Origin of the sequence: Kitasatospora sp. NPDC036755 (assembly GCF_040636595.1) — a bacterium.
Classification (GTDB): Bacteria; Actinomycetota; Actinomycetes; order Streptomycetales; family Streptomycetaceae; genus Kitasatospora.
The window spans coordinates 1-13,062 of sequence record NZ_JBEZUT010000254.1 but is presented as its reverse complement, the minus strand read 5'-3'; the positions used below and the strand labels follow the sequence as shown (position 1 = coordinate 13,062).

Annotated in this window: 12 protein-coding genes and 1 pseudogene; 2 read left to right on the top strand and 11 right to left on the bottom strand. The window is 76.0% G+C overall.

Translation table 11 applies throughout. The features are described 5' to 3' along the window. Window positions 1-104 precede the first annotated feature (104 nt). Window positions 105-596 (bottom strand): annotated as a pseudogene (locus AB0E96_RS29915) (YbjN domain-containing protein); the annotation flags it as partial. A gap of 95 nt (window positions 597-691) precedes the next feature. After that, window positions 692-2,065, bottom strand: coding sequence for a D-inositol-3-phosphate glycosyltransferase (gene mshA / locus AB0E96_RS29910; RefSeq protein WP_359828896.1), 1,374 nt, complete (start codon window positions 2,063-2,065; stop codon window positions 692-694). A 214-nt stretch (window positions 2,066-2,279) separates the two neighbouring features. On the opposite strand from mshA, the gene AB0E96_RS29905 reads away from it, so the two are divergent. Beyond that, complete coding sequence (locus tag AB0E96_RS29905) at window positions 2,280-3,113, top strand: class I SAM-dependent methyltransferase (RefSeq protein ID WP_359828894.1); 834 nt, start codon at window positions 2,280-2,282, stop codon at window positions 3,111-3,113. A 199-nt stretch (window positions 3,114-3,312) separates the two neighbouring features. Here AB0E96_RS29905 and AB0E96_RS29900 read toward each other — a convergent pair whose 3' ends face one another. Next, entirely contained in the window at window positions 3,313-3,876 is a 564-nt protein-coding gene (locus AB0E96_RS29900) for an O-acetyl-ADP-ribose deacetylase (protein WP_359828892.1), read from the bottom strand. A 235-nt stretch (window positions 3,877-4,111) separates the two neighbouring features. Between AB0E96_RS29900 and AB0E96_RS29895 the strand changes: the two genes are divergently transcribed. Beyond that, window positions 4,112-5,617 (top strand): SpoIIE family protein phosphatase, encoded by a 1,506-nt coding sequence (locus AB0E96_RS29895; RefSeq protein ID WP_359828890.1) that lies wholly within the window; start codon window positions 4,112-4,114, stop codon window positions 5,615-5,617. Window positions 5,618-5,736: 119 nt separating this feature from the next. Here AB0E96_RS29895 and AB0E96_RS29890 read toward each other — a convergent pair whose 3' ends face one another. The 8 genes from AB0E96_RS29890 to AB0E96_RS29855 form a co-directional block, all read right to left on the bottom strand. Next, the gene (locus AB0E96_RS29890; RefSeq protein WP_359828888.1) at window positions 5,737-6,090 is read right to left on the bottom strand and encodes a DUF2516 family protein; all 354 of its coding nucleotides are present in this window, start codon (window positions 6,088-6,090) and stop codon (window positions 5,737-5,739) included. 117 nt (window positions 6,091-6,207) lie between these two features. Further along, complete coding sequence (locus tag AB0E96_RS29885; RefSeq protein WP_359828886.1) at window positions 6,208-6,768, bottom strand: hypothetical protein; 561 nt, start codon at window positions 6,766-6,768, stop codon at window positions 6,208-6,210. Between the two features lie 2 nt (window positions 6,769-6,770). Continuing rightward, window positions 6,771-7,214, bottom strand: coding sequence for a helix-turn-helix transcriptional regulator (locus AB0E96_RS29880; protein WP_359828884.1), 444 nt, complete (start codon window positions 7,212-7,214; stop codon window positions 6,771-6,773). Window positions 7,215-7,297: 83 nt separating this feature from the next. Next, entirely contained in the window at window positions 7,298-8,101 is an 804-nt protein-coding gene (locus AB0E96_RS29875) for an alpha/beta fold hydrolase (protein ID WP_359828882.1), read from the bottom strand. A 37-nt stretch (window positions 8,102-8,138) separates the two neighbouring features. Continuing rightward, the gene (locus AB0E96_RS29870; RefSeq protein ID WP_359828880.1) at window positions 8,139-9,236 is read right to left on the bottom strand and encodes a MerR family transcriptional regulator; all 1,098 of its coding nucleotides are present in this window, start codon (window positions 9,234-9,236) and stop codon (window positions 8,139-8,141) included. Between the two features lie 34 nt (window positions 9,237-9,270). After that, window positions 9,271-10,209, bottom strand: coding sequence for an RNA polymerase sigma-70 factor (locus tag AB0E96_RS29865; RefSeq protein WP_359828878.1), 939 nt, complete (start codon window positions 10,207-10,209; stop codon window positions 9,271-9,273). 32 nt (window positions 10,210-10,241) lie between these two features. After that, entirely contained in the window at window positions 10,242-10,442 is a 201-nt protein-coding gene (locus tag AB0E96_RS29860) for a hypothetical protein (protein WP_359828876.1), read from the bottom strand. Further along, window positions 10,439-13,062 (bottom strand): DEAD/DEAH box helicase (locus AB0E96_RS29855; RefSeq protein ID WP_359828875.1); only part of this gene is annotated, 2,624 nt, incomplete at its 5' end. The genes AB0E96_RS29860 and AB0E96_RS29855, both read right to left, overlap by 4 nt.

The window sequence follows — 13,062 nt, the reverse complement described above, 5'->3', positions numbered from 1 at the left end:
AGTGCGGTCGCCGGGCGAGCCGGCGGCTCATGACCATGCTCATCGACCACCGAATCATCGCTTCCGAGGTGTCGGTTCGGGTTTCGTAGTCGCGGCGGGGCGGCCAGGTGGGCGAAGGCGGCCAGGTTGCGGGTGGACTCCCCGCGCTTGGTCCGCCACTCCCACTCGCGCCGGATCGCGGTGGCGAAGCCGAGCTCCAGCAGGGTGTTGAACGGCTCGTCCGCGTTCTCCAGCACCGTCCCGAGCAGCCGGTCCACGACCTGCGGGGTGAGCGCCTCCAGCGGCAGCCGGCCGGCCAGGTAGACGTCGCCGAGCGCGTCGACCGCGTACCCGACGCCGTACATCCGGGTGTTGCGCTCCAGCAGCCAGCGGTAGACGGCCTCGTGGTTCTCGTCGGGGCGGCGGATCACGAAGGCGTTCACCGACAGGGTGTGGTCACCGACCCGCAGGGCGCAGGTGGTGCTCAGCTTCCGGGTGCCCGGGAGGGCCGCCACCAGCGTGTACGGGTCGGTGGCGGCCGGCTCCCAGGCCACCCCGGTGTCGTCCAGGGCGGCGCGCAGGAGGGTCAGGGCCTCGTCCTTGGTGCGGATTGCCATGGGGGTGACGTTACTCGCCGGTACCGGGCGGGCGCAGCCCCGGAGCGGCCGAGGCGGGCGGCCCGGGGCGTGCGTGGACTCCGGCCGGCGTCCGCTCAGGCCAGTCGGCGACGGGCCGCCGCCAGCCGGCCGGCCGGGCGGGCCATGCTGCCCGCGTACACCTCCGCGGTGGTCGCCGCGGCGGTGTCCCAGCCGAAGCGGGCCGCGTGCCGGGCCGCCGCCTCGCCGCGCCGGGCGACCAGGCCCGGGTCGGTGACGTACGGCTCCAGCGCGTGCGACCAGTCCAGCGGGTCGTGGCCCTGCACCAGGGTGCCGGTCTCGCCGTCCCGCACCGCGACCGGCAGGCCGCCGACCGCGGCCGCCACCACCGGGGTGCCGCTGGCCTGCGCCTCCAGCGCGACCAGCCCGAAGGACTCGCTGTACGAGGGCATCACCAGCGCCGTCGCCGCCCGGTACCAGTCGGCGAGCTGCGGCTGGCCGACCGGCGGGTGGAACCGCACCACGTCGCCGATGCCCAGCTGGGCGGCGAGCTTGTGCAGGCTCTCCGGCCGGGCCAGCCCGGTGCCGGACGGCCCGCCCACCACCGGCACCACCAGGCGCTCGCGCAGCTCCGGGCGGCGGCCCAGCAGCGCGGCGACCGCCCGCAGCAGCACGTCCGGGGCCTTCAGCGGCTGGATCCGGCCGGCGAACAGCAGCACCGCCGCGTCCTGCGGCAGGCCCAGCCGGGCCCGCGCGGCGGCGGGCGCCCCGGGACCGGCGGGGCGGAAGACGTCCAGGTTGACCCCGGGGTGGACGACGGCCAGCTGGTCCGGCCGGGCGGAGTAGTGCAGCGCCAGTTCGGCGGCCTCCTCGGTGGTGTTGGCGATCAGCCGGTCGGCCGCCTCCACCACCTGGGTCTCGCCGATCACCCGGGCCGCGGGCTCGGGCGTGTCGCCCTCGGCCAGCGCGGCGTTCTTGACCTTCGCCATGGTGTGCATGGTGTGCACCAGCGGCACCCCCCAGCGCTGCGCGGCCAGCCAGCCGACCTGCCCGGAGAGCCAGTAGTGCGAGTGCACCAGGTCGTAGTGGCCGGGGCGGTGGCCCGCCTCGGTGCGCAGCACCCCGTGGGTGAAGGCGCACAGCTGGGCCGGCAGGTCCTCCTTGACCAGGCCCTCGTACGGGCCGGCGGTGACGTGGCGGACCAGCACGCCCGGGGCCAGCTCGACCGTCGGCGCGTCGTCCGAGCAGATCGACCGGGTGAACACCTCGACCTCGATGTTGAGGTCGGCGAGGCGCTTGGCCAGCTCGACGATGTAGACGTTCATCCCGCCGGCGTCCCCCGTGCCGGGCTGGTGCAGCGGCGAGGTGTGGACGCTCAGCATGGCTATCCGGCGCGGGCGACGGCGGCCGGGGACGAGCGACTGGAGCCGGCCCCGCGCGGGTGCGGCGGGCTGGGCACGGCGTACCGAACGGACGGGGTGCTGGATCACCTGGCTGAAGCCTCCTCTGTGCGGCCCGTCAAGGCCGCCCGCGCCGGGCCGCCCGTTGTCCGGTGTGCGCTGCCCCGTCCCGGGCACACATCACCATCAGAGTGCCAACCGCACGGACCGCGTCCGGCATTCCCGCCGCCGCCAACCGACCGGGGCGGGTGCCGTCGCCGCAGGTCAGCACGGTGCCGTCGGCGGCCCGACTACCCTTCTGGGCATGGCTGCCTCCTTCGATCCCGCTTCCGCCGCGCCCGCCCGCGGACGGACCGGACGCCCGGTGGGGACGGTCACCCGGGGCACCACCAACACCAACCGGCTGCGCCGGATGGACCGCTGGATCGCCCACGCCCTCGGCCGCTCGCTGCGCGCCGCCGGGCGCCCGCCGGTCGCGGTGGACCTCGGCTACGGCGCCGCCCCGTGGACCGCCGTCGAGCTGGCCGGGCGGCTGCGCACCGTGCGGCCGGACGTCCGGGTGGTCGGGATCGAGATCGAACCGGAGCGGGTCGCCGCCGCGCTGCCGTACGCCGAGCCGCCGCTGCTCACGTTCCGGCGCGGGGGCTTCGAGGTGCCGCTGGACGGCGGCGCCCCGGCCCAGCTGATCCGGGCCGCCAACGTGCTGCGGCAGTACGACGAGTCGGCGGTCGCCGGGGTGTGGGAGCGGCTGTGCGCGCGGCTCGCCCCGGACGGGCTGCTGGTCGAGGGCACCTGCGACGAGATCGGTCGGCGGCACGTCTGGGTCGCGCTCGGCCCGGAGGGGCCCCGGACGGTGACCTTCGCGGCCCGGCTGGGCGGCCTCGGCCAGCCCTCCGACCTGGCCGAGCGGCTGCCGAAGGCGCTGATCCACCACAACGTGCCGGGGCGGCCGGTGCACGCCTTCCTGGCCGACTTCGACCGGGCCTGGGCGGCCGCCGCGCCGTACGGGGCGTTCGGGGCGCGGCAGCGCTGGGTGGCGGCCTGCACGGCGCTGGCGGGCAGTTGGCCGCTGGTGGACGCGCGCGGGCGGTGGCGGCAGGGCGAGGTCACGGTGCCCTGGTCGGCGCTCGCGCCGTAGCGGTCGTACGGCCCGGCCGGGGAGCGCGCGGATGGTTGGTGCACGCCGGAGCTGGTGAGCGATCCGACGCATTCACTCGAACGAGTTATCGAATAACTCTGGCGTGTTGACGCCTCGGCACGCCACGATGGACCCGGCCGAGCGACGGCACCACACGCCGCCCGGCCGGCACCACGCCCACCGCGCCCCACCCCCGCCGTCAGCCGTCCCGCCCGGACAGCTCCCGCCGGGCCCGCTCGAACACCTCGTACATCTCCGACCCGAACAGCACGAACCGCACCTCCGCCAGCTCCGCCCCCGCCTCCGCGTCCCCGCCGTCCAGCACCTCCGCGACGGTGCCGAGCGCGATCCGGGCTGCGTCCGCCGGCGGCCAGCCGTAGATCCCGGCCGACACGGCCGGGAAGGCCACCGTGCGCGCGCCGAGCGCCGCCGCGGTGCGCAGCGACTCGCGATAGCAGGAGGCCAGCAGCTCCGCCCGCTCCTCGTACTCCTCCGCCCGGTACACCGGCCCGACGGTGTGCACCACCCACCGGGCCGGCAGCCGTCCGGCCGCCGTCGCCACCGCCCGACCGGTGGGCAGCCCCTTGCCCCAGTGCGAGGCCCGCAGCCGGCGGCACTCCTCCAGGATCTGCGGCCCGCCCCTGCGGTGGATCGCACCGTCCACCCCGCCACCGCCCAGCAGGGACGAGTTGGCGGCGTTCACCACCGCGTCCACCGGCTGCTCCGTGATGTCACCCTCCACCAGGGTGATCCGCGGCACCATGTCCCACTCCCTCCCCCGGGCCGCCCGGCAGCCACCGGGCCGGGAACCGGGTCGTCGTCCGAGTCCAGTCACCACACCGCCACCGGCGTGGCAATAACCACAACGGCGCCGGTCGGCCAGAGAAATCCCCGGAGATCACGTTATGGTCGCGAGAAGTTCCCCGACGCGCGGTGCCAGGCGGGCACTGCGGACGGACGCCGACCGTTACGCAGTCGGGGAAAGGGAGGAACCACCGATGCCCGCAACGGGAGACGGGCGGGCACCTGGTGCCGCGGACCTGCCGGGCGCCCATGACGGCGCCCCCGTCGGCCATGCCCGCAGCCGCGCCACGACCGGACCGGCCACGGCGGCCCCGCCGATACCGCACCCCCGCTCCCGGGCCGCGCACGCCTCCCACCCGTCCCACATCTCCGACCCCGGCGGCCTGCCGGGCGCGGACGGCCCGGCCGACGACGCGCCGCTGCGGCTGCTGGTCATCGAGGACGACGCCTCGGACGTCCAGCTGATCAAGGCCGCGGTGGCCGACAGCGGCACCTCGATCGAGATCCACTGGGCCCGCGGCCTGGACCAGGCCACCGAACTGCTCGCCCCGCCCGCCCCCTGGGCCCGGCGCGGGCGCTCCCGCACCCCCGAGTTCGGCTGCGTGCTGCTCGACCTCGCCGCGCCCGCCGACCTGCCGCACCCCTCCGACTCCTCCGACTCCTCCGACGGGCTGGAGGGCCTGCACGAGCTGCTCCGCCGCGCCCCGCACACCCCGGTCGTGGTGCTCACCGACGCCGCCGGTGCCGAACTCGGCGCGGCCGCCGTCGCCGCGGGCGCCCAGGACTTCCTGCTCAAGCACGAGACCGACGGCCCGCTGCTCGCCCGCGCCCTGCGCTACGCCGTCGAGCGCAAGCGCGCCGACGAGTCCCAGCGCCGCCTGGTCGAGGCCGAGTTGCGCGGCCAGGAGAACGCCCGCCTCCAGCGCCACCTGCTGCCCACCCCGCTGCTCGACGGCGCCGGGCTCTCCTTCACCCGGCGCTACCGGCCGGGCCGCCGCCGCGCGCTGCTCGGCGGCGACTTCTACGACGCCGTGCGCACCGACGACGGCGCCGTCCACGTCGTGATCGGCGACGTCTGCGGCCACGGCCCGGACGAGGCCGCGCTCGGCGTCGCGCTCCGCATAGCGTGGCGCACCCTGGTTTTCGCCGGCCTCACCGGCGAGGCCCTGCTCACCACCCTCCAGCACGTGCTGGAGCACGAGCGGCGCAGCGACGAGATCTTCGCGACGCTCTGCATGCTGGTCATCGAACCCGGCAGCGGCAGGAGCGGCCTCGACGCGCTCGGCACCGGCGAGCGGGCCCGGCTCTACCTCGCCGGGCACCCGGCGCCGCTGCTGCTCGGCCGGGACCACGAGCCGATCACCCTGCCCGCCGACCTCGCCGGGCCCGCGCTCGGCCTGCTGCCCTGCCACGACGGGCAGGCCGCCTGGCCCGCCCACGAGATCGAACTCCAGGCGGGCTGGCGGCTGTTGCTCTACACCGACGGGCTGATCGAGGGCCGGGTCGGGGCCGGATCGCGCCGCTTGGGCCAGGACGGGCTCGCCGACCTGGTCGGCGACCACCAGGCGGCCGGGCTGACCAGGGGGCGGCTGGTCGACAGCGCCATCGCCGAGGTCGAGGAGCTGAACGGCGGGGCGCTGACGGACGACGTCGCGGTGCTGCTGCTGGAGCGCAACCCGGTGCAGCTGATCCTCGGCTGACGGCCGCACGGCCGTACGGCCGGAGCGCGGCGACGGGCGTCGCGACGGCGGAACGGACAACACGACGGCCCGGGCGGGGAGTTCACCCGCCCGGGCCGTCGGACTGTCCGCTGCCGGTCCTACCAGGGGCCGTACGGCCCGGTGTTGCTCCGGCCGCCCCGGCCGCCACCGCCTCCGGTCAGCGCCCGGATCGCCGGGCGGACGTCCACCACGTAGACGATCGAGGCGACCAGACCGGCCAGGGTGCCGATGCCGGTGAAGAAGTTCACCCCGAACAGGAAGTCCCAGCCGAAGGAGATCGCCAGGATCGCCACCCAGAAGCCCTTGGTCTTCTTGTCGGCCGCCCGGTAGGCGTCCTCGCGGCGGGTGACCGCGTCGGCGAGGGCGAACAGCTTGTAGGCGAGGATCGCGATGGTCGCCCACCAGATCGGATTCAGGTAGGAAAAGGCCAGAATCTGCAACACTCCGACCATTTCGATCTCCTCTGCTCTCGACTCCGGCGATGCGACCGCCGCCCATCCTGGCACGGCGACCGTCCGCACCGGGGTCAACGTCCCACGGTCACCGGTCGTGCCCCGCGGGGCACCAGGTCACTCCGCGGCGTCGGCCGCGTCCTTGCGGGCCCTGGCGGACTTCTTCGGGGCGGGCTCGACGGCCTCCTCGGTCACCGGCCCGTCCTCGGCCCCGACCGGCTCTGCGGCCGGCTCCGAGGTCGGCTCGACGGCTGGCTCGACCGTCAGCTCGGCGGCCGGCCCGGCCTCTTCCGGCCCGCCCTGGCGGGCCTTGTCCACCACGACCTTGCCGCGCTCGGCCAGTTCGTCGTACGTCTCCTTGGCCTTCACCGCCAGCTCGACCGCGCGGGCCACCTGCAGCAGGGCGAAGCCCTGGGCCCGCTCCTGCAAAGCCTTGAGGTCCGTCGGCAGGGTGGTGACGGTCTCGGCGACCTTGGCCTGGGCCCCGGTCAGCAGCGTCTGCGCCTCCTGGAGCTTGGAGGCGGCCATCTCCTGCGCGCCCTTGCGGTCCGCCGCCAGTGCCTCGACCCGGCCCGGCACCTCGCGCAGCTTCTGGTACGCGAGGTCCCCGGCGCCGGCCAGGGCGTACAGCGGGGTCGGGTCGCTGAGGGTCTTCTTGATCTCGTCGGTGATGGGCATGGTTACCGGTCCTCCCGGTGGATGTTCTGGGTGGCTGGGCCGTCGGCCGCCGGAGCGGGGGCCGACTCGCCGCTCGCCTTCGACACGGCCGCGTCCTTCGACGCGGCGTTCTCCTTGAGGAAGGCGTCGTAGACCGCGAGCAGCGCCTGCTTCTGCTGCTCGTTGATCAGCGGATCGGCCAGGATCGAGGCCCGCAGCTCCAGGCCCTCTCCCCGCCGCTCCTCCAGGATCCCGGCCTGGACGTACAGCGTCTCCGCCGAGATCCGCAGCGCCTTGGCGATCTGCTGGAGGATCTCCGCGCTCGGCTTGCGCAGCCCGCGCTCGATCTGGCTGAGGTACGGGTTGGACACGCCGGCGGCCTCCGCCAGCTGCCGCAGCGAGTACTGGGCGTTGCGGCGCTGTTCGCGGATGTACTCGCCCAGCGAGCCGACGTTCAGTGAGGCCATGCGGACAGCCTGCAACACCCTGCTTGCAAATGCAAGCAGGGTGCTAGCGGCAGCAAACACGGAGGGCCGGGCGGGGCCCGGGGTCAGGCCAGATGGGCCAGCAGGAGCTCGGTGAGCCGTTCGGGGGTGCGCAGCGGCAGGTAGTGGTCGGCGTCCGGGACGAGGTGGCCGCGGGCCCCGGGGATGTCGGCGGCGAGCCGACGGGCGATCGCCGCGATCTCCGGGTGGTCGCGGTCACCGTGGACGACCAGGGTCGGCGCCGCCACGGCGCCGAGGACCGGCTCGGCCGCCCGGGCCGGAGCGCCCGCGAGGTGGTGCTCGCTGACGATCCGGCGGGCCGCGTTCTCCTCGACCATCGCCGCGATCAGCTCGCCGCCCGGGGCACCGCGGCCCATCGCGGCCCAGACGGAGAGTTCGAGACCGGCCAGCGCCGCCGCGTCCCCGCGCCGCCGGGCCTCGGCGTAGGCGGCGGTCTCCGGCGACGGCGGCCAGTCGTGGCCGGAGACCGAGGCGCCGACCAGGCCGAGCGCGGCGACCCGGCCCGGGTGGGCGAGGGCGAAGTCCAGCGCGGTCTCCCCGCCCATGCTCAGACCGACCAGCGCGGCGCTGCGCAGGCCGAAGTGGTCCAGGACGGCGCCCAGGTCCTCGATGTCGTCGAAGGTCCGCTCGGGCGCGCTGGACCGGCCGAGGCCGCGGGCGTCGTAGCGGATCACGTCGTGGTGCCGGGAGAGCGCCGGGACGACGGCGTCCCACAGCCGGGAGTCCATGCCGGAGCCGTGCAGCAGCACCACCGGGCTGCCGGCGCCGCGACGCTCCGCCCAGAGCAGGCCGCCGCCGGGGGCGCGGACGCGGACCCCGGCGGCGGGGGGATCGGTGTACGGGCTCATGCGGTGATCCTGCCAGAGCCCGCGCACCGGCCCCCGGTCAGGCGGACTCGGGAAGCCTGATCGGCATCAGGACGGAGAAGGTGCCCGGCAGGCCGGGCGTGCGGACGGCCAACGGGGCGATCGGGCCGCCGAGTTCGAGGAGCAGCTGCCCGGGCCGCCCGGCGTCCAGGGCGTCGAGCAGGAAGTCCCGGTTGACGGCCAGTCGGTAGCCCTCGGGGTCCGACTCCTCGGCGACCGCCAGGCGGCCGTCCCCGGTCAGGGTCAGGACGGTGACCTCGCACTCGGCACCGTGCGGGCCGGAGGGCAGGGTGCGGGTGGCGCCGGTCTCGACGGCGGCGCGCAGCTCGGCGGCGGCCAGGGTGATCCGGTGCTCCGGTGCCAGTCGGGTGACGGCCCGGTGGTCGGGGAAGTCGGCGTCCGGCACGGTGCCCTCGATCCGGTGCTCCCCGGCCTCGGCCCGGACGGTTCCGCCGCCGAGGGTGAGCGCCACCTCGGCCGCCCCCGTGCCGAGCAGCGCCCGCAGGGCGTCCACCAGCGCGGTCGGGACGAGCGTGCCGGCCACCGGCCGCGCGGGCACGTCACCGGTGGCGGGCACCTCGGCGAGGGCCATCCGGTAGCGGTCGGTGGCGACCAGGCGCAGCACCGGTCCGTCGGGTTCGAAGAGCACGCCGGCGAGCGTGGGCAGCTCCGGGTCGGCGCCGACCGCGAAGCGGACCGCGTCCAGGGCGGCCGCGAGGCCGCCGGCCGGGACGGTGAGCCGGATTCCGGCGGGGGTGGTGGTCATCGGTTGCTCCCTCTGGTCGAGCATCGAGTGGATGAGGGAGAGCTCACGGCGGGCGTCGGCGAGGCCGTCCTCCAAGCGGCGCAGGTGCGCGTCGAGGACCCTCCGGGCCTCGCCGCCGCCGGGGGCGGCGCCGAGCACGGCGCGGATGCCGGCCAGCGGCAGACCGACCCGGCGCAGCCGAGCCAGCAGCCGGGCGTCGGCGAGCTGGCCGGGCCGGTACCAGCGGTACCCGGTCTGCGGATCGACCCAGGCGGGGGTGAGCACCTGGGCGCCGTCGTAGTAGCGCAGGGTGCCGACGCCCAGACCGCTGGCGCGGGCCAGTTCGCCGATGCTGTGCAGCTCGCTCTCCATGCCGGTGACTCTGCGGGCTCGACCTGGTCGAGGGTCAAGCCCGGTCGGGCCGGCCGGCGGCGCCGTCGGGGGCCGGGCCGGCCAGGTGGGCCAGCTTGTGCGGGTTGCGGACGGCGCGGATCCCGCAGATCCGCACGGTGCCGTCGGGTTGCTCGGCGAACTCGAAGACCGCGACGGAGTCGACCGCGCCGTTCACGGTGACCAGCACACCCGGCTCGCCGTTGACCAGGACCGGACGGGAGGCGGCCGACTCGCCGAGTCGGCGGAACACCCCGAGGACGAAGCGGGCGACGTTCTCGGCGCCGGTGACCGGCCGCCGCGCGGCGCGGATCACCCCGCCGCCGTCCGTCCAGCCGGTGACGTCGGGGGCGAGCAGTTCCAGCATCCGGTTGAGGTCGCCGCCGACGCAGGCCGCCAGGAACTCGTCGGTGGCCCGGCGGCGCAGCTCGGGCGGGGCGTCGTAGCGCGGGCGGCGGGCGCGCACGTGCGCCCGGGCCCGGCTGCCGACCTGCCGGCAGGCGGCCTCGGTGCGGTCCAGGGCCTCGGCGATCTCCTGATAGGTGAAGCCGAAGGCCTCCTTGAGCACGAACACCGCGCGCTCCAGCGGGGACAGGCTCTCCATCACCACCATCAGGGCGATCGAGACGGTCTCGGCCCGTTCGACGCCGTCCGTCGCGTCCGGTTCGGTGACCAGCGGCTCGGGGAGCCAGGGGCCGACGTAGGACTCGCGGCGGACGGCGGCCGAGTTCAGCCTGTTGAGGGCGAGGTTGGTGACCGTCCGGGCCAGGAAGCCGCCGGGGCTCGCGACCGGGCCGGTGACGCCGCTCCAGCGCAGCCAGGTGTCCTGGACCAGGTCCTCGGCGTCGGCGACGCTGCCGAGCATCCGGTAGGCGATGCCGAAGACCATCCGCCGGTGCTGCTCGAAGGCGGCCAGCCGGGGGTCGGCCGGCGGCGCGTCGTGGGTGTCGGTCACCCTCGCGACGCTACCGCAGGTAGCCGCCGGGCTCAGCTCCGGAAGGCCTCGTAGGCGGGGGCGAGCAGGACGGCGAGGTCACGGCCGTGCACGGTGATGCCGGAGCGGCCGAGGCGGCGCAGCGAGGACTCGTCCGGCCCGTCCTCCTCCCGCGCGGGGGCGGGGCGCAGGGTGAAGTCACCGCGCCAGTAGGCGGCGACGTTGACCACGGGCGGTCTCGGTTCGTCGGTCACGCGTCCTCCTCGGCCACGGCGTCCTCCCGCGCGAGGGCGACCAGTTCGCGCAGCGCGTCCACCGGCAGGTCGGTGAGCCAGCGCTCCCCCTCGCCCACCACTGTCTCGGCCAACGTCCGTTTGGCGGCGAGGAGTTCGTCGATCCGCTCCTCGACGGTGCCGACACAGACGAGCCGGCGGACCTGGACGTCCCGACGCTGGCCGATCCGGAAGGCGCGGTCGGTGGCCTGCTCCTCGACCGCCGGGTTCCACCAACGGTCCAGGTGGATCACCTGGTTGGCGGCGGTCAGGTTGAGGCCGGTGCCGCCGGCCCGCAGCGAGAGCAGGAACACCCGTGGCCCGTCCGGGGACTGGAACCGCTCGACCAGCTCCTCGCGGCGGGCCCGGGGCAGGCCGCCGTGCAGGTAAAGCACCTCCTCGCCGAGCCGGCGCTCCAGGTACGGGCGGAGCATCGCGCCGAACTCGGCGTACTGGGTGAAGACCAGCGTCCGGTCGCCCTCGGCCAGCGCCTCCTCCAGCAGTTCGGCCAGCCGGGCGACCTTGCCCGAGCGCCCGCCCACCGCCGAGCCGTCGTGCAGGAGTTGGGCCGGGTGGTTGCAGACCTGCTTGAGCTTGCCGATCGCCGCCAGCACCGTGCCGCGCCGCTCCACGCCCCGGATGCCCTCGACCCGCCGCAGCAGGTCGGCGACCACGGCCTGGTAGAGCCCGGCCTGCTCGGCGGTGAGGTTGCACCACACCGTCATCTCCTGCTTGGCGGGCAGTTCGGCCGCCACCGCCGGGTCGGACTTGACCCGGCGGAGCACGAACGGGGCGGTGCGGCGCCGGAGTTCGGCGGTGCGCTCGGGGCTGCGGTGCAGCTCGACCGGGATCGCGTAGCGCTCCTTGAAACGCTCGGCCGGGCCGAGCAGGCCGGGGTTCGCGAAGTCCAGGACGGCGTGCAGTTCGGCGAGCCGGTTCTCCACCGGGGTGCCGGTGAGGGCGATCCGGTGCCGGGTGACGGGCAGCGCGCGGATCGCCCGGGACTGCGCGGTGCCGGTGTTCTTGACGTACTGCGCCTCGTCGGCGACGACCCGGCGCCAGCGGATCGCGCGCAGGGCGGCGAGGTCGCGCTGGACCAGCCCGTAGGTGGTGATGACCAGGTCCACGCCCCGTACGGCCTCGGCGAGTCGGTCCGGGCCGAGGCGGCCGGAGCCGTGGTGGACGTACCGCCGCAGGCCGGGGGCGAAGCGCTCGGCCTCGCGCTGCCAGTTGCCGACCAGGGACATCGGGCAGACCAGCAGGGTCGGACCGGTGGCGCCGGCGGACGCTTCGGCGGCCTTCCCGGCACTCCCGGTGCCCCCGGCACTCCCGGCCTTCCCGGCGCTCCCGGCCGCCCCTGCGGCTTCGGCCTTCTCGGCGGCGAGCAGGGCGAGCGTCTGGACGGTCTTGCCGAGGCCCATGTCGTCGGCCAGCACGGCGCCGAGGCCGAGCCCGGACATGGTCCGCAGCCAGGCCAGCCCGCGCTCCTGGTAGGGGCGCAGCACGGCCCGGAAGTCCGGCGGCAGCTGCGGTGCCGGGGCGGCGCCGGCCCGCCCGGCGAGCAGTTCGCCGAGTGGGCCGTCCACGCTGATGCCGGTGACCGGCAGCCCGGCGGCCTTCGGCTCCGGGTCGAGGGCGAGCCGGAGCAGCTCGGAGGCGGCGAGCACGCCGTCGCGCCGGTCGGCGAGGAAGGCGAGGGCGGCGGCGATCTGCGCCGGGTCCGCTTCCAGCCAGGTGCCGCGCACCCGGACCAGCCCCTGCTTGGCGGCGGCGAGTTCGGCCAGTTCCCGCTCGGTGAGCGGCTCGCCCTCCGGGCCGAGCGCGGCCTGCCAGTGGAAGGCGACCACGGCGTCCCGGTCCACCTGGCTGGTGACGGCGAGCGTGCCGGGAGCGGGCGGCGCGGTGGCGCGCAGGGCGAGCCCGAGCCGGGGGCGGCGGCGCCACCAGGCGGGCAGCAGCACCCCGAAGCCGCCCTCGGCGAGGGCGGGCGCGGCGGTGCGCAGGAAGTCCAGCGCGCCGGCCCGGTCCAGCGGCAGGGCGGACGGGCGGGAGCGGTGGCGCAGCCCGTCCAGGGCGGGCCAGCGGTGGGCGGCTCGGGCGAGTTCGGCGACCAGGACGTCGGCCGGGTCGTCGGCCCAGCGGGCGAGCGCGGCGTGGGCGGCGCCGCCCTCGTGCAGGTCGGCGGCGCGGACCAGCAGGGAGGGCTCGTCCACGGCCTGGAGGAGGAACTCCAGCCGCCAGGCGTCGTCGGAGGGGCGGCCCTCGGGATCGTCCGGATCGGGGCCGAGCGGCTCGACCAGGCGGAAGCAGAGCCGCAGCGCCGGGTCGACGGGCTCGGCGGCGGCGTACCAGGCGCCGAGCCGGCGGCGCAGTTCGGCGAGTTCCCCGGGCCGGACGCCGTCGATCCCGCCGTCGGGGGCGGCGAGGGCGTGCAGCCAGTGTTCCGCGGCGGTTCCGGCCCCGGTCCCGCCGGGCGGCGGGAAGGGCGCGTCCGCCAGCGCGGCGCGGGCCTCGGCGTCCACCAGCGCGCCCAGGGCGGCGTCGAGCAGCGCCTCGCCGCTGCCCGGCCCGTGCGGCCACTCCCCCAGCAGGACGGGTGGGC